The organism is Enterobacter sp. MGH 38 (genome assembly GCF_000492855.1).
GTDB lineage: Bacteria > Pseudomonadota > Gammaproteobacteria > Enterobacterales > Enterobacteriaceae > Enterobacter > Enterobacter hormaechei_C.
The window spans coordinates 981,437-998,460 of the sequence record NZ_KI535608.1 but is presented as its reverse complement, the minus strand read 5'-3'; the positions used below and the strand labels follow the sequence as shown (position 1 = coordinate 998,460).

The following is a 17,024-nucleotide window of genomic DNA, read 5'->3' as shown; positions in this document are numbered from 1 at the left end:
CACAATCAGGCGGCTAATTTTTGACCAAAAGCAAGACATCCGGAAACTTTACACAACGGCCGTCGTCAGCCTTGATGAACAACACAGGCGATCCTGCTCGTCCAGGATATCAATCTGCCACACCTGATGGCGGCTTCCAGCATGCAGCGCCCGGCAGACGCCGCGCACGCGCCCGCTGCGAACGGAGCGGATGTGGTTGGCATTGACCTCCAGACCCACCACCTTCTGCTCTCCTTCCGTACACAGGTAGCCCGCCACCGATCCCAGCGTTTCGGCCAGCACGACGGACGCGCCGCCGTGTAACAGGCCAAACGGTTGATGAGTACGGCAGTCTACCGGCATCGTCGCTTCCAGTTCGTTGTCGCCAATGCGCGTGAACTGGATGTCCAGCAAACCGACCATGTTCTCCGCGCCCATGGCATTTAAGGCCTCCAGCGTGACCGCACGTTTCCAGATCATCCGATAATCTCCAGTAAAGCCTGCAATGGATGGCGGACGCCGTTACCTTCCACCCGTTTCACCTGGCTGCGGCAGGAGTAGCCCGTCGCCAGACAGCGGTTGCGTGGCAGGCGCTGCATCGCCTGATGCCATGACAGCTCGTAAATGCCGAGCGAATTAGCGTGGTTTTTGACTTCATGGCCGTAGGTTCCGGCCATACCGCAGCAGCCCACGTTGACGCTTTCCAGCTTCGCGCCAAACCGGGAGAAGATAGAAGCCCACTGGGCAGGCGCCGTCGGCAGCGCCGTCACTTCGGTGCAGTGCCCAAACAGGTACCAGGATTCTCCGCTGACCTCCTGAGGGGGCGTTTGCGTCAGCACCGCAGGCAGCCACTCGTGTACCAGTAAGACCTGAAAATCACCGCGCTTATCGCCGAGAGTCTGCTTATATTCGTCCCGGTAACAGAGCACCAGCGCCGGATCGACGCCCACCATCGGCATGCCGAGCTGCGCCACGCGATTCAGAAAATCTGAAGTTTTCTGCGCGGTTTTCGCAAAGCGGGTGAGGAAGCCTTTAATGTGCTGCGCCTTGCCGTTCGGCGAGAACGGCAGCACCACCGGCTGGTAGCCGATTTTCTCGGCCAGTCGGACAAAATCGGCCACCACCTGCGCATCGTAATAGCTGGTAAATGGATCCTGCACCACCAGCACCACCTTCGCTTTCTGCTCAGGGCTTAATGCTTCCAGTTGTTCCAGGGTCATATTCGCCGAGCGGTGCCCCACCAGCCGACGCTGGAGCGATGGCACCGACAGCAGCGGCAGATCCACCATGCCGATATGTTTTTCAGACAGTTTTCGCACCAGTGGCTGGTTGATAAAGAAGTTAAAGGTTTTTGGCGCACGGGCCATCAGCGGCGCGTAACTCTCCACCGTTGCTACCAGATGATCGCGCATCGGGCGCAGATAACGCGTGTGGTACAGCTGGAGGAAGCGGGAACGGAATTCCGGTACGTCAATTTTAATTGGGCACTGGGTTGAACACGCCTTACACGCCAGGCAGCCGGACATCGCCTCTTTCACCTCATGCGAGAAATCGTATTCGCCTTTGTTCGCATGCCAGCTGTTGCGGGTGCGTTCGATAAGCCCGCGCAGGCTCGCGCGTTTTTCCGGCAGCTCCTGTTCCAGCTTGAGCGGGTCAACGCCGCGGTCGGCCAGCAGGCGCAGCCATTCGCGCACCAGCGTGGCACGCCCTTTTGGGGAGTGGATGCGGTTGCTGGTGATTTTCATCGACGGACACATCGGGCTTTTCACATCGAAGTTAAAGCACAGCCCGTTGCCGTTACACTCCATCGCGCCGCGCCAGGAAGCGCGTACCGCAATCGGAATTTGGCGGTCATAGGTGCCGCGCTTAACGGCATCCACCTGCAACATCGGCGCATCAACGCCCTCCGGCGGGCAGATTTTTCCCGGATTGAGGCGGTTATCAGGATCGAACGCGGCCTTCACCTTACGCAGCTCGGCGTAGAGCTGTTCGCCAAAAAAGGCCGGGCTGTACTCGGCGCGGAACCCCTTGCCGTGCTCGCCCCACAGCAAACCGCCGTATTTGGCCGTGAGGGCCACGACCTCGTCGGAGATCGCCTTCATCAGGATCTCCTGCTGCGGATCGCACATGTCCAGCGCCGGGCGCACGTGCAGCACGCCCGCGTCAACGTGCCCGAACATGCCATAGCTCAGACCATGGCTGTCGAGCAGCGCGCGAAACTCCACGATATAATCCGCCAGATGTTCCGGCGGCACGCAGGTATCTTCCGCAAACGGAATCGGCTTCGCCGCCCCTTTCGCGTTGCCGAGCAGCCCCACCGCCTTTTTACGCATCGCGTAGATTCGCTCGATGCCGGAGAGATCGTTACACAGCTGCCAGCCAATGACGCCGCCTTCCCCCTGCGCAATCAGCTCGTCCAGACGCTGGCAGAGCGTGCTTACCTGGCTCTCAATCAGCTCTGCGTCATCCCCGGCGAACTCGACGATGTTCAGGCCGAGCATCTCTTTATCCGGCACGTCGGTAATCAGTTCGCTCACCGAATGCCAGACAATATCCTCCCGGGCCAGGTTCAGGACTTTTGAATCGACGGTTTCCACCGACAGCGCCCGCGCCTCCACCATAAACGGTGCATTACGCAGCGCCGAGTCAAAGGAGTTGTATTTGACGTTCACCAGACGGCGCACCTTTGGCAACCGGGTGATATCCAGACGCGCTTCGGTGATGAAGGCCAGCGTCCCTTCTGACCCGGTCAGTACGCGGGTAAGATCAAACTGGCTCATATCGTCATTGAAGACATGTCGCAGATCGTAGCCCGTCAGGAAGCGGTTTAGCTTCGGGAATTTGTCAAGGATCAGCTCGCGATTTTCGCGGCAGCGCTCCAGCACGGTGCGATAAATCCGTCCGCTGGTGGTGCTCTCTGCTGCCAGCGTTTCGGCCAGCTCGATCGGCATCGGTTGGGTATCGAGGATATCGCCCCCCAGCAGCACCGCCCGCACACCCATAACGTGGTCGGAGGTTTTGCCGTACACCAGTGAGCCCTGCCCCGAGGCATCGGTGTTGATCATCCCGCCAATGGTCGCGCGGTTACTGGTGGAAAGCTCCGGCGCAAAAAAATAGCCGTAAGGTTTCAAAAACTGATTCAACTGATCTTTGATCACCCCCGCTTCCACACGCACCCACCCCTCTTCCGGGTTGATCTCAATGATGCGGTTCATATAGCGGGACATATCAATGATGATGCCCTGGTTCAGCGCCTGCCCATTGGTACCCGTCCCGCCGCCGCGTGGGGTGAAGACCAGGGAGCTGAAACGCTCCTGCGATGCCAGACGGGCGATGAGCGCCACATCGGCGGTAGAGCGCGGGAAAACGACGGCATCGGGAAGAAGCTGGTAAATACTGTTATCGGTCGCCATCGTCAGCCTGTCGGCATAATCGGTAGCGGTGTCACCTGTAAAACCCTGTTGCTCCAGTGCCTGCAAAAAATTAAGCACCAGCTGAACGACGCCCGGTGCCTGAGAAATCTGTGGGATCATTGCTGTCGACCCTAATGAGAATAGTGTGAAATCGTTTGCGTTGTGTCTGGAAAGTTTTATCACATTTTTTTCTTATGTGCTTCGTAGAATTACGGGCAAAATCCGCCTGTCAAAAATCGCTGAAATCACTAATGATTAGAGAGATGCGGTTTATATTCCCATCAGCCTTGCTGGTGTTCATTTAAGGAAAGTTTCGTTTATGGTCAATCTTCGTCAGCCCAGGGATGTCGCGCAGATACTGCTGTCGGTGCTGTTCTTAGCCATTATGATTATTGCGTGTCTGTGGATCGTTCGTCCTTTCGTGCTCGGATTTGCCTGGGCCGCGACCGTCGTCGTCGCCACCTGGCCTTTACTCTTGCGTTTGCAGAAACTGCTGTTTGGTCGCCGCGGCCTGGCCGTGCTGGTGATGACGTTGCTGTTGTTCCTGCTGTTTATTATTCCCATTGCACTACTGGTTAACAGCCTGGTTGACAGTAGCGGCCCGGTTATTCGCGCGGTCACCAGCGGTGATATGACGCTGCCGGATCTCGCGTGGCTGAACAGTATTCCTGTTGTGGGCGCAAAACTGTACAGCGGCTGGCACAGCCTGCTGGAGATGGGCGGTAGCGCCCTGATGGCCAAAGTGCGTCCGTACATCGGCACAACCACCACCTGGTTTGTGGGGCAGGCTGCGCACATCGGTCGCTTCATGATGCACTGTACGTTGATGCTGGTCTTCAGCGCCCTGCTGTACTGGCGCGGCGAGCAGGTTGCGCTGGGGGTACGTCATTTCGCCACCCGACTGGCAGGTAAACGCGGCGATGCGGCCGTGCTGCTGGCAGCCCAGGCCGTCCGCGCGGTGGCGCTCGGTGTGGTGGTCACAGCGCTGGTGCAGGCTGTACTTGGCGGAATCGGGCTGGCGATTTCCGGCGTACCTTATGCCACCATTTTCACCGTCGTCATGCTGATGACCTGTCTGGCGCAGCTCGGTCCGCTGCTGGTGCTGGTTCCCTGCATTATCTGGCTTTACTGGACGGGGGATACGACCTGGGGCACGGTGCTGCTGGTCTGGAGTTGCGTGGTGGGCACCATGGATAACGTGATCCGTCCCCTCCTCATCCGCATGGGCGCTGACCTGCCGCTGATTCTGATCCTGTCTGGGGTAATCGGGGGGTTAATTGCCTTCGGCATGATTGGCCTGTTCATCGGTCCGGTTCTGCTAGCGGTGACCTGGCGTCTCTTCTCCGCCTGGGTGCATGAAGTACCGCCGCCGGGAACCGATCCAGACGTCATCTTAAGCGAACTTGAAGAGCTGGAAGATAAGAACGCGCAGTAAGAACGGATGCCGGGTGGCGCTAACGCTTACCCGGCCTACACTCTCCACAGCAATACTTAAACGTTGCTAAACTATTTATTCTCTGCACACTGGTCAGACCCGCCTTTTCCTGCCTAAAACCGTCATTCTCTTCAAGAAATCTTTACCTGCCTTTAACTATTGAGACGAATCCGATCGACTCAAAATCCTGGCATGCCTACTATTAAGACACGGTTATAAATCAACACCTTGATTTATAAGCATGGAAATCCCCTGAGTGAAACAACGAATTGCTGTGTGTAGTCTTTGCCCATCTCCCACGATGGGCTTTTTTTTGCTTACAAATCAATGCTCACCCGTGTACTGCTGAGTGCATATCGTAAGACAGTTGTATGAATGTCGTATGAACATACAATGCTGAGAGTGTCTAACTCATTGATAGTTAGGCTTGTATGACGTGGTTTTGAATGTTGTAGGAAGGTTGAAAAAGCCCCATATTCATCTTCAAAACCATCATAGCCTTTATCAGGCTTATAAACCGTTTCGAAATTATCAGACCACGTCAAATCATTTTCATCTTCCATTATAACAAATCTCCCTACGTAAACAGCCGCATGAACGAGTGGGGAACTCTTTTCTGATTAAACTGCTCAAGCTTAAACGATGAAGATTGCCACAGGTACAATGGTACAGAGCATAGCGTTTAGTGTTTCCCGCTTTCTCTGTAATCCAGTCTATATCTAATACTTTAAGCCGCCCATATTGACGGCCTCTATATTGGTCATTGTCAGTAGCTCTTAGCCAGCGTCCACTAGCTTTATCTCTGTTAGGCATTTTCATTATTAACCACCTTAGCGGCCAATGAGGCTACATATTCAAGTGAGGTATGCATGAAAGTACGTGCAATATTTTGATAGATGTCATGAGGCACTAGATAACGAATAGCGGCATCATAGAAGTTTTTAGTGATATCGTGGTCAGTGCTGTCTTTAGTTAATGAAAGCATCTGGCTGTTTGCTTGCTGCTGAATTTCAATAACGGCTTTAGTAATGTTCATGCTGCTTTTCCTTGTACTATATATTTTTCAAAATCTTCCTGAGCTAACGTTCCAGCTTCTAAGCCACGTCTAGCCATACTAATTAGGGTTGATGTTGCTTCTCTTCCTCTGCCTCTCCAGTAGAGAATTATTGATTCATCAGGAATCAAGCCAGCATCCACATGCTGAGGGGTGCTAATCGCGTTCTGAGGCGTTTTTTCTGGTTCTGCTTGTGTTGAACCTTTAAAGGCTCCTTAGGGGCTTCTGGTGGCTCCTGTGAGCACTGCTGGATTTCTAGCACTGGTGAGCACAACGAGATCTCTCGTTCTGGTTCCTCAGAAATGAGGAGTGGTTCCTCTGCACGTTTCTGTGCACGCTTTCCGTAGGCCGTTTTTAGTCTGCGCTATCCGTTGCAGGAATATCTGCATCGCTACGCGCTTCACGATCTGCCTTGGAGATGTCGCTTGTGCTAGGACGGGTAAACAGGGTCTTAAGCTCCCTGTAATACTGCACTGTGTAGGTGCTGGCTTTGCCTGTGATGCCGTTCCCACGTTTCAGGACGGTGATTAGCCCTAACTTTTTAAGAGTCTGTAGAGCATTCTTCACAGTAAGCTCTGAAAACTTAGATTCTTTAGCGAGATATTTAATAGAGGGTGAAAATTCAATATGACTCTTTTTATAATATCTGTACGTATTCAGCATCAGGCTATAAACGATAGTTTCAATGGGCTTTAAATCTGTACGCTGATAAAGCTCCATCATAAACATTAAGAATTGAGGATTAGCAGACTTCATCAGGAATCCCCCCCAATTCACCAGCCACATCACGAAAATTGACAATGATGTATTTATGCTTTGCCATTTTAGTTAATAGCTTTGCTTTAACAAGACGTTTCAGTGATGCCCTGTAAGCAGGGTGTGATACTTTTAATTCCGCTTGCATTTGTGCAAAGTCAATATAAATCTCAGATGGTAAGTTTTTCCATCCCGCCTTATATGCAAGCGTTGAATAGTGCAACAAGTCAATTAACAGCAAAAGCTTCATTCCCTCATATAAGAAAAAATGTTCAGGGAAAGATAATTCTGCAATATTGTTCATGAGGGTTAGTCCTTTAGTAAATGAATAAATATAATTCTTTTCATATTACATAGGTACTAACACTAGCCGTGATAATTCCGAAGTGCTCCATAGGTATAATATTTATACTCTATTAAGATTCAACTAATACTTACTTAAAAGATGCATCTTAATAACGAATAAAAATTATACTTATGGAAGATAGCTATACTGCCTAAAGGCAGACGCTGAAAGAAAAGAAATAAAAAAGAGCTACCTATTACTAGATAGCCCTTCATAACAATCAGGACATTAGCCCTTTTATCCTCTCAGCGTTCTATAGCCGCAAGCTCAAAGTTGCATCTTTGAATGCTGCATACACTCCATCGCTAGGCGGTGCAGAAAACTTATCTATTTGATAGACAGCAGCCATAGCATCATTGCAGAGATTATCATCCCCTGTCAGATGGTCTACAGCCTGAACAGTTCCATCCCTGCTTAGGTGCAATGTCAGAGAGCAACGTTTACCAGCGTATTTAGACGTGTCTAAACGGCTCTGTATCGCTGTTCTGATGGTGTTGGCATACTGGCTTATCTCTGCACCTGATGCACCACCAGAGGCGGGCTGTGGGGCTTTAGGCTTGCTTTGGTTAAGGTCAGAGAGCATATTATCAGCTTCAGTAGCCGCAGCAGCTTTCACAGCAGCAGCTTTTGCTTTAGCAGCACGTTCAGCAGCAGCCTTTTTAAGTGCGGCCTCCTGCCCTGCTGTTCTGTGCTTCCTTTCCTGTTCCTTATTCCAATCATCTTGTGCTATCAGGCTAAGAGCCACATCATAATCACAATGATATTCAAGCGCCTCTGAAGCTGTTTTATATTTCACAATCAGAGGTATCTGTTTAGAAGATGATATTTTAATAGCGGATTGCTGAGAACTATCATAAACACCACGCTTTAAATCATCTACTATATTATAGAAGTATATTTTCTGAGTGTCGTAATGCTCACCTAACAAAATATAATTCCTGTCCCCCTCGTGTTGTGTATATCTCACATCCTGAACAATAAAGCCATTATCGGCCTCACGTGTACAGGTGTAGATAGTATCAGGCTTATCTGCTGCTGATGCAGAACCACACACAGCAAGCAGAACAGCCCCCATCACAATCTTCATCATTTGTTCTCTCTATGCCAGCGAATATTAAAAGCAGCCCACTCTTTAACAGTGTTTTGTAGTTGGTCCAGCAACACATAGCAGTGAGGGGTCTTTCTAGTGAATTTGCATTCAGTGCCTAGCCTAGATTCAATATTAGCTTCCTGCATTGCAATATTATAGAACTGCTGCAAGTAAACCAAACGAACAGCCATACCCAAAAACACAATCAAAGCACAACCAATTAATATGCGTTTCATGTTTAGCTCTGCTTGTTATTAACGGTGTTGTTAATAGTTACCCCTGCCCCTTTTGGCTGAATGGTTTGAAGAGGACTATTAACCACTACACCCGCTCCTGTTGTAGTTACAGTAACCTCTTTATCTAAATCCCATGCGCTACCTGTAGCAAGGTCTACACCACCACAAATAATAAGCCCGCAGAACAAGTCACCCCAAAGCCAGCCATTTAAATTGTCATTGATTGTAGAGGTGGCTGGCGTACTGTCTGCCGTTCTGCGTAAGCTGATTGTATAAGGTGCATCACCACGTTTTAAATTCACTGTAGCAGGTGCTACACCATCAGCGACTTCCTGACCATCTGCATTTCTAATGCTATACAAAGCAGGTACATTAGTTTTAATTGCTACAGGCTGAGTTTTCCCATCGACTACTAAACAGCATCCAGAAAGAGAAACAGCACCCACAACAATAGACATAGCCATAGCCACAGCTTTAATTTTCATTTGTATTTCCAAGCAAGTTTAAAAGAAAAGGTTTACTACCATCACTAACTATTATTTATTGTCTTTATACTTCCACAACATCAGAGCCACTGTAGGCCTCCGTAGCCTCCCCTGAAGGTTTCCATAGGGATGTTCAGTTAAACACTCTATAGCCCGTCCTGTAGGTGTTACTTCCTCCCTCTCCGCCCTGAACAGGTCGAAAGGCTTTATCTTCATTGCTATGCCTTACACATGAAATTCATTTCTGAATGAGGGTTAGCATTAATTGAAGTAATAAGAGTTAAATTGTCATTCACATACTTCACGAATAGCTTATTGCCTGTTTCTTGCTGAGTAAACACAGATGAACCATCAGCACCTGTTCCAGTGTGATAGTAAACGTCTGAGTACCACGCCATAAACTCACCATGCTTATCTACACCATTGCTAATCTGCAAATCATTACCAGCCTGACCAATACCACAATGATAGACAGCATCAACACTTGAAGCAGAAGCACCGAAAGAAGCCAACAATAAACCAGCCACCATTAAACGTTTCATTTTATTTCTCTTAAATGTTCCATTTCAGATTCAAGCTCATTAAAACGGTCTTGCATTGCATCCCATTGCCACTTTGGAATCTCATAGCTAGCACGTGGGATAGTTTGCTGATATATAACCCAAAGCATAAAGCAGACAAAAAAAACGAAACCAGCAGCAATTAATAAAATCATAATTCACCTTTCAATAATATGATTTCATTCACCAGCTAAAGACTTTAAAATCCTTGCCAGAATTACTACCTCTTGCAGCTTGCTCACGAACAACCCAAGAGAAACAAAGAAACCCAAAAGAATAATCACACTAATCATTTCACCACCTCACAAGTATATTTTTCATCTACATCATCTTTAGATAGTGTTTGAGCAATCAGGGTATAGCTAGTAGATTTAGCTTCTGAATCCAGAACAGAGAAAAATGTAAATACAACTTCCTCACCTTTGGCGTTATTGCCACCTGCTGAAGCTTTGCTTACATATTTCCCGTTATAGTCCAGACTCATTACGCTACTTTCCTCATAGCGGTTTGTTTGCACTTCATTCTTAGCAATAACAAAGCCATTCTGAGTAACCGTTAAGAAGTCATAAAAACCTAGTTGAGGCATTCCATTTGAATTGGCATCTGAAGTATTAACACTATCTAATGTCACCTCTTGACCACCTGAGCATTTATATTTTGCTGTGGTGTGTTCAGTAATATCATTCCACTGAGTAAAAGGAACCATATCAGCAGCAGAATAATTAGCCTCTACAGTAGGTGTCTTATGATTAGCCTGAGCTACAGCAGCAGGTGCATCAGGCTACATTAAACTACCAGCGGTAAGAGCACACACACCTAAAAACAAAGCACCACATACGCCTGTTTTTACAACAAAGTATTTACGAAACATTTTATTTATCTCGGATAATCGGGAATTAAATAATAAAGTCAGCACCTTTAATTTTATGAGGTATTTGTGCTAACCCCTCAGACTTTTCTTAACCACGCCACGAGCTAATTAAACTGTGCTGCACCATGACACTATGAACGGTTGATTTCAGCTTACCCTGCATATAGCTATAAGCCATACGAGCACCACCGAACCTGACCCACATTGAACCATCACTCATTTTTTCCTGAGAGCATTGTAAAAGCCCGCCGCACAAGGCTTAAAGGCCTGTGTGCTTATCGTGGGTTTGTAGGATGGGGAATTTTGCCCATCTCCCACGATGGGCTTTTTTTTATCCTTTTTACGCCAATGTAATGTCACAGCGACTAAGCATCCGCCAATCCCCCGCCAGCACCCGCGTTTCCCCGGTCACCAGCACGTTCACCACCTCGCGAATATCCGCCGAGGACGCGCCAACCTGTAGCTCAAACTCCCCTGGCTCGACAATTCGCTTTCCGTCCCGGCGGGTGAAATTAAACATCTCCACCGGCAGGGTAAAGGTCAGCGTGGCGGTTTCTCCCGGTGAAAGCGTCACGCGCTGGAACGCTTTCAGCTCCTGAAGCGGACGCACCTGCGTGGCGACCTTATCGCGTACGTACACCTGTACCACTTCGCTGCCGCTGCGCTCGCCGGTGTTGGTGATATCGACGCTTAACGCCACCTCTCCGTCGATCGGGACGCGGCTTTCAGCCAGGCGGGCCGCGCCCCAGCGAAACTGCGTCCAGCCGAGACCGTAACCGAACGGGTAAAGTGCGCCGAAATGGAACGCAAACGGCGTGCCGCCGCTTTTCAGCTTGTGGTTATAGTAGTACGGCATCGCCCCGGCGTTTTTCGGCACGCTCACTACCAGCCTGCCCTGCGGCTCCGCGCGGCCGGTTAAGACATCGGCAATCGCCCAGCCCCCTTCCTGCCCCGGCGCCCAGGCCATCATCAGCGCGGCCACCTTCTCTTCCAGCCCCTGAAGGTTATAAGGACGCCCGCCCGTCATGACGACAATCACCGGCTTACCGGTTGCCACCAGCGCCTCCAGCAGCTGTTGCTGCACGCCTGGCAGATCCAGCGAGTCGGTATCCGATCCTTCCCCCACGGTGCCGCTCTGGAATAGCCCGGCGAGGTCGCCCACGCAGGCCACCACCACGTCACTCTCTTTTGCCGCGCTCACGGCGTCGGGGATCAAATCCGTGCGTTGTGAAACCGGCGATTGCTGCATCGGTTTACCGCCGCTGTCGCCCGGGAACACCGGCGCACCCGCCATCCGTTTTTCGATAATCTGGCACCCTTTGGCGTAACGTATCTGCGATGCACCAAGGTACTGTTCCAGCGCCGCGCGCGGGGTAGTCACCTGCGAGGTCTCTTCAACCATATCGCTGATGATCAGGTGAACCGGGAAGCTGTAGCCGCTCAGCAGCGCCAGCGGATCGTCCGCCGTCGGCCCCACTACCGCTACACGGGGTTTTCCGCCGAGGGGCAAAATGCCGTTATTTTCCAGCAGCGTGATCGATTTTGTTGCCACCTCGCGCGCCACCTGCCGGGTCGCCTCACTCTGCAAATCGATGCCGTCTTCGTCGGCGTACGGTTTTTCAAACAGCCCGAGACGGAATTTTTCACTTAGCACGCGCGCCACAATCTCATCCACTTTCGCCATTGAGATAAGCCCACGCTCTACCGCTTCCGCCAGATTACGCGCGCAGTCATCCTTCGGCAATTCCACGTCCAGCCCGGCGTTAAACGCCAGCGCCGCCGATTCCGCTGGATCGTGAGAAATTCCGTGGTGCTGGTGCAGCAGGCTGACGCCGCCGTAATCCGCCACGATAATGCCGTCGAAGCCCCACTGTTCACGCAGCACGGTAGTGAGCAGGAAATGGTCGCTGTGCCCTGGCTGATTATCAATGTCGTGATAGGCTGGCATCACCGAACCGGCGTTGGCCAGCTTCACCGCCATCTCAAACGGCAGCAGGAAGGTATCGTTTAGCTCGCTGAAACCGAGATGGACCGGCGCATGGTTGCGCGCCCCTTCGCTGAAGGAGTGGCCGACGTAATGTTTCAGGGTCGCCAGCAGATCGCGCTTATCGCCCTGCAACCCCTTCACGTACGCCGTCGCCATCACCCCTACCAGCCACGGATCTTCCCCAAATGTCTCTTCCGTCCGTCCCCAGCGCACATCGCGCGAGACATCCAGCACCGGGGCCAGCCCCTGCTGGCAACCGACGGATCGGGCCTCTTTACCAATCTGCTCCGCCGCGCGCTGCACCAGCGCCGGGTCCCAGGTGGAACCGTAGTTTAGCGACGACGGGAACAGGGTTGCATCTTTGCACAGCAGCCCCACCAGACACTCCTCATGAAACAGCGCCGGAATGCCGAGCCGGGTCTCCTCCATCATCATGCGTTGCAGGCGGTTGGCGGCACGCACGCCGGTTTTTGCATTAACAATGTGCGTGCCGAGCGGACGGGTGATCTGCCCGACGCCGAGCTTCAGCCTTTCGTTGAGGGACGCCTGTTCGCTCACGCCAGCGAATTCATCGCTCAGATCGCTGCGCTCGCGGTGGTTGCCGTGTTCATCGAGGATCAGCCAGTACGCGTGCATCTGGGCAAATTTCTCTTCCGGCGTCATACGCGCCAGTAAATCAGCGACACGCTCGTGTACGGGACGTCCCGCGTCCTTGTAGATCGCAGTCATGGTTTACTCCTGTAGTGCGGATTGGGTTGCCGGGCTGAGCTGCCCCGCATCGTTTCGACTATCGCGTTTGCTCGCCAGCTCGCGGGCGATGCTGTCCACCAGCCGGCTGTTAAGTTTGTAGATGGCAAGGAGCGCCACCATGCAGAGGAACAGCGCGCAGGGGATCAGGGTGAACAGGGCATTGATGGTTGCAAGAACATGAGGCGCCTGGTTTGCCTGACCCGGAGCGTAATCCACCATGCCAAGCACCCAACCGACCACCGCCCCACCCAGCGCCAGCCCAAACTTGATGGCAAACAGGGCGGTTGAAAAGACCAGCCCGTCCAGGCGGCGGCCGCTACGGTGTTCTTCGTAGTCCACCACATCGGAGAACATGGTCCATTGCAGCGGCGTGGTCAGGTTCTGAATAAAGCTAAACACAATATTCAGACCGAATATCAGCCACACCTGCGAAGGCGGAATGAAGAAAATCAGCGCGCCAAAAATAACGAAAGAAATAATGGTCCACTGATAGGCACGCACCCGGTCAAATTTCCCCAGCAGGCGTTCAGATAATAATGCGCCACTTAAGGAGGCCACCATGCCGGAAACAATAAAGGCAAAAACCAGTTCCGGACGTAACAGAACATAGTTAACGTAATACATGGTCGCAGAGCCACGCGTCACGACGGCGGTTAACAGTAAAATATTAAACAGAAAAACTATTCGCCACTGGCTATTGGCGGCCAGCAGTTTTAAATCCGTCAGCATCGAACCGGAGGTGTCATTGCGCGGCGAGTAACGCTCCCGGGTCATAAAGAAGCAGCAGAAGAATAAAACAATGCCCAGCAGCCCCATCAGGCTCATGGCATAGAAATAGCCTTTTTGCACATTCCCCTGGCCTAATAATGAGACCAGCGGCAGCGCGATGACCGTTACAATCAACCCGCCGATAAACGACAGGCCAAAGCGCCAGGATTGCAGCGAGTGGCGTTCTCGCGGGTCGAGCGTCAGCGCGCCGGGCATGGCACAGTAAGGGACATTAATCGCGGAATAGATCAGGCTCAGGATGGCATAGGTTACGCAGGCATAGACAATTTTCGCCGTCTGCCCGGCATCCGGTACGTAGAAGGTAATCAGGCAGCTCACGCCAAACGGAATGGCAAACCAGAGCAGCCAGGGACGAAAACGACCGTGGCGGGTCTGAGTGCGGTCCACCAGCGCGCCAATGCACGGGTCGACAAACGCATCGACCACGCGCACCACTAAAAACATGGTGCCCATAATGGCGGCAGGCAAACCGAATACGTCCGTATAGAAATAAGCGAGAAATAAAGTTGCCGTTTGCCAGACCAGCGCGCTGGCCATATCGCCGAGGCCATAACCTATTTTATCTTTGGTACGTAATACAGAGGAGATTGTCATTGTTATTTGCCTTTTTATCAGGTTAAAACGTATTTCAACCAGTCGCGCATCATCCCGACGGATGTACGCGGTAAGGCTCAAGTATTAGCAACGCCCTGCCCGCTAACAATTGTCTAAATTAACAGATAAATTATGATATTTGGTTTTTTGCTTTATTTGTGATGGTGAGCATATTCGCAGGAAAATAGAAAAGGCGAGGACAGATATCCTCGCCTTTTTCAGATTATGCAGGTTTTACTTGTTCAGCTCTGCCAGGCTCAGCCAGGTCTGCACCACGGTGTCCGGGTTCAGGGAGAGGCTATCAATTCCCTCGTCCATCAGCCAGGCCGCAAAGTCTTCATGGTCAGAAGGACCCTGGCCGCAAATCCCGACATATTTACCCTGTTTCTTCGCCGCGCGGATGGCCATGGAGAGCAGCGCTTTCACCGCCTCGTTACGCTCATCGAACAGCTCAGAGACAACGCCGGAGTCGCGGTCCAGGCCGAGCGCCAGCTGCGTCATGTCATTCGAGCCAATGGAGAAGCCGTCGAAGTGCTCCAGGAACTGCTCTGCCAGCAGGGCGTTAGACGGAATTTCACACATCATGATGATCTTCAGCCCGTTCTCGCCGCGCTTCAGCCCCTGACGCGCCAGCTCATCTACCACCGCCTTCGCCTGATCCACGGTACGGACGAACGGGATCATGATTTCCACGTTGGTCAGCCCCATGTCGTTGCGCACGCGTTTTACCGCCTCGCACTCCAGCGCGAAGCAGTCGCGGAAGCTTTCCGACACGTAGCGTCCGGCGCCGCGGAAGCCCAGCATCGGGTTCTCTTCTTCCGGCTCGTAGCGTTCGCCGCCCACCAGGTTGGCGTATTCGTTGGACTTAAAGTCCGACAGACGCACGATCACGCGTTTCGGGTAGAAGGCCGCGCCGAGCGTGGCGATCCCTTCCGTCAGACGACCAACATAGAACTCTCTCGGCGAGTCGTAACCCTTCATCATCTCGCGGATTTCGTTTTGCAGTTTTGCGTCCTGGTCGTCGAACTCCAGCAGCGCACGCGGGTGCACCCCGATCATACGGTTAATAATAAATTCCAGACGCGCCAGGCCCACGCCTTCGTTCGGCAGGCAGGCGAAGTCAAACGCGCGGTCCGGGTTGCCGACGTTCATCATGATCTTCAGCGGCAGATCCGGCATGGTATCCACGCTGGAGCTTTTCACGCTGAAGTCGAGGATATCAGCATACACGTAACCGGTATCGCCTTCGGCACAGGAGACCGTCACGTTCTGGTCGTCCTTCATGCGTTCGGTCGCGTCACCACAGCCGACTACCGCCGGGATCCCCAGCTCACGGGCAATGATTGCCGCGTGACAGGTACGGCCGCCGCGGTTCGTGACGATGGCAGCCGCTTTCTTCATGATCGGTTCCCAGTCCGGGTCGGTCATGTCGGTCACCAGCACGTCGCCGGGCTGAATGCGGTTCATCTCGCTAATGTCGTGGATCACTTTCACCGGACCGGCACCGATGCGGTGGCCGATTGCGCGGCCTTCCGCGACAATTTTGCCCTGCGCGTGCAGGGTGTAGCGCTCCATGACCTGACCGCGTGAACGGACGGTTTCCGGACGCGCCTGCACGATAAACAGCTTGCCGGTGTGTCCGTCTTTGGCCCACTCGATGTCCATCGGACGGCCATAGTGTTTTTCAATCTGCACCGCCTGCTTCGCCAGCTCTTCCACTTCGGCGTCGGTCAGGGAGAAGCGATCCCGCTGCTCATGCGGCACATCTTCAATGGTGACCTGCTTGCCATGTTCTTGCGTCGGGGCATAGATCATGCGGATTTTTTTCGAGCCCATGGTGCGGCGTACCACTGCCGGACGGTTAGCCGCCAGCGTAGGCTTGTGCACATAGAATTCGTCAGGGTTCACCGCCCCCTGCACCACCATCTCGCCCAGACCCCATGCGGAGGTGATAAACACCACCTGGTCGAAGCCGGATTCAGTGTCGATAGAGAACATCACGCCGGAAGAGCCCACGTCGGAGCGCACCATGCGCTGTACGCCTGCGGAGAGCGCGACGCCGCGGTGGTCATAGCCCTGATGGACGCGATAGGAGATGGCGCGGTCGTTGAACAGGGAAGCAAACACATGCTTCACCGCCACCAGTACCGCCTCGTAACCCTGGACGTTGAGGAAGGTTTCCTGCTGCCCGGCGAAAGAGGCATCCGGCATATCTTCTGCGGTAGCGGAAGAGCGCACGGCAAAGGAGGCCTGCGCGTCGTCAGCGGAGAGCTGGTTGTAGGCGTCATGGATGGCTTTTTCCAGTTCCGGCTGGAAAGGTGTGTCGATAATCCACTGGCGGATTTGCGCGCCGGCTTTGGCAAGCTCGGTGACATCATCAATATCCGTTTTATCCAGCAGGTCGTAAATGCGCTGGTTTACACCGCTCTGGTCTAAAAACAGGTTAAACGCATCGGCGGTTGTGGCAAACCCGTTAGGTACGGAGACACCCATACCGGACAGATTTGTAATCATTTCACCCAGGGAGGCATTTTTGCCCCCAACTCTGTCTACATCATTCATGCCGAGTTGGTTATACCAAAGCACCAGCGGTGACGAGCCATTGTTGGACATCGAAACAATCCTTTTGTGATATTTGATCGGAGTAAGAAACACCTGACTACGTATTTATACTGGCAT

General features: G+C 52.4%; 16 protein-coding genes and 1 other RNA gene. 2 read left to right on the top strand and 15 right to left on the bottom strand.

What is annotated here, in order from left to right:
- Positions 1-48: 48 nt before the first annotated feature.
- Both menI and L384_RS06655 read right to left on the bottom strand, forming a co-directional pair.
- Positions 49-459, bottom strand: coding sequence for a 1,4-dihydroxy-2-naphthoyl-CoA hydrolase (gene menI / locus L384_RS06650; protein WP_003857767.1), 411 nt, complete (start codon positions 457-459; stop codon positions 49-51).
- The gene (locus L384_RS06655) at positions 456-3,512 is read right to left on the bottom strand and encodes a D-2-hydroxyglutarate dehydrogenase YdiJ (RefSeq protein ID WP_023324518.1); all 3,057 of its coding nucleotides are present in this window, start codon (positions 3,510-3,512) and stop codon (positions 456-458) included. The genes menI and L384_RS06655 overlap by 4 nt, the downstream gene beginning before the upstream one ends.
- A 199-nt stretch (positions 3,513-3,711) precedes the next feature.
- Between L384_RS06655 and ydiK the strand changes: the two genes are divergently transcribed.
- Together ydiK and rprA are read left to right on the top strand one after the other, a co-directional pair.
- Positions 3,712-4,827 (top strand): AI-2E family transporter YdiK, encoded by a 1,116-nt coding sequence (gene ydiK, locus L384_RS06660; protein WP_015570721.1) that lies wholly within the window; start codon positions 3,712-3,714, stop codon positions 4,825-4,827.
- Positions 4,828-5,036: 209 nt separating this feature from the next.
- Positions 5,037-5,144, top strand: an RNA gene (gene rprA, locus L384_RS22055) — antisense sRNA RprA.
- On the opposite strand, the gene L384_RS22510 is transcribed toward rprA, so the two are convergent.
- The 13 genes from L384_RS22510 to ppsA form a co-directional block, all read right to left on the bottom strand.
- The gene (locus tag L384_RS22510; protein ID WP_023324517.1) at positions 5,145-5,390 is read right to left on the bottom strand and encodes a hypothetical protein; all 246 of its coding nucleotides are present in this window, start codon (positions 5,388-5,390) and stop codon (positions 5,145-5,147) included. It lies immediately after the preceding RNA gene.
- Positions 5,391-5,632: 242 nt separating this feature from the next.
- Entirely contained in the window at positions 5,633-5,863 is a 231-nt protein-coding gene (locus tag L384_RS06665; protein WP_023324516.1) for a hypothetical protein, read from the bottom strand.
- A gap of 372 nt (positions 5,864-6,235) precedes the next feature.
- Positions 6,236-6,637 carry a helix-turn-helix domain-containing protein gene (locus tag L384_RS06670; protein WP_032628206.1) on the bottom strand — a complete coding sequence of 134 codons (402 nt, stop codon included), beginning with the start codon at positions 6,635-6,637 and terminating at the stop codon, positions 6,236-6,238.
- Positions 6,624-6,941, bottom strand: a complete 318-nt coding sequence (locus L384_RS06675; protein ID WP_023324514.1) for a hypothetical protein — start codon at positions 6,939-6,941, stop codon at positions 6,624-6,626. The genes L384_RS06670 and L384_RS06675 overlap by 14 nt, the downstream gene beginning before the upstream one ends.
- Before the next feature lie 295 nt (positions 6,942-7,236).
- On the bottom strand, positions 7,237-8,073 hold the full coding sequence (tolA, locus tag L384_RS21555; protein WP_023324513.1) for a cell envelope integrity protein TolA: 837 nt from the start codon (positions 8,071-8,073) through the stop codon (positions 7,237-7,239).
- Positions 8,070-8,309: a hypothetical protein gene (locus L384_RS06680; protein WP_023324512.1), complete on the bottom strand. Its 240-nt coding sequence runs from the start codon at positions 8,307-8,309 to the stop codon at positions 8,070-8,072. Before L384_RS06680 ends, tolA begins: the two co-directional genes overlap by 4 nt.
- Before the next feature lie 2 nt (positions 8,310-8,311).
- Positions 8,312-8,794, bottom strand: coding sequence for a hypothetical protein (locus L384_RS22505; protein WP_023324511.1), 483 nt, complete (start codon positions 8,792-8,794; stop codon positions 8,312-8,314).
- Between the two features lie 218 nt (positions 8,795-9,012).
- A complete protein-coding gene (locus L384_RS0121210; protein WP_032628205.1) occupies positions 9,013-9,336 on the bottom strand; it encodes a hypothetical protein in 324 nt (107 codons plus the stop codon).
- On the bottom strand, positions 9,333-9,509 hold the full coding sequence (locus L384_RS22500; protein ID WP_023324510.1) for a hypothetical protein: 177 nt from the start codon (positions 9,507-9,509) through the stop codon (positions 9,333-9,335). Before L384_RS22500 ends, L384_RS0121210 begins: the two co-directional genes overlap by 4 nt.
- Positions 9,510-9,643: 134 nt before the next feature.
- Positions 9,644-10,060 (bottom strand): hypothetical protein, encoded by a 417-nt coding sequence (locus L384_RS22495; RefSeq protein ID WP_131773770.1) that lies wholly within the window; start codon positions 10,058-10,060, stop codon positions 9,644-9,646.
- Between the two features lie 505 nt (positions 10,061-10,565).
- On the bottom strand, positions 10,566-12,941 hold the full coding sequence (locus L384_RS06690) for a glycoside hydrolase family 3 N-terminal domain-containing protein (RefSeq protein ID WP_023324507.1): 2,376 nt from the start codon (positions 12,939-12,941) through the stop codon (positions 10,566-10,568).
- A gap of 3 nt (positions 12,942-12,944) precedes the next feature.
- On the bottom strand, positions 12,945-14,345 hold the full coding sequence (locus tag L384_RS06695; protein ID WP_003857776.1) for an MFS transporter: 1,401 nt from the start codon (positions 14,343-14,345) through the stop codon (positions 12,945-12,947).
- A 234-nt stretch (positions 14,346-14,579) separates the two neighbouring features.
- Positions 14,580-16,958, bottom strand: a complete 2,379-nt coding sequence (ppsA, locus tag L384_RS06700) for a phosphoenolpyruvate synthase (protein ID WP_023324506.1) — start codon at positions 16,956-16,958, stop codon at positions 14,580-14,582.
- Positions 16,959-17,024: the final 66 nt, after the last annotated feature.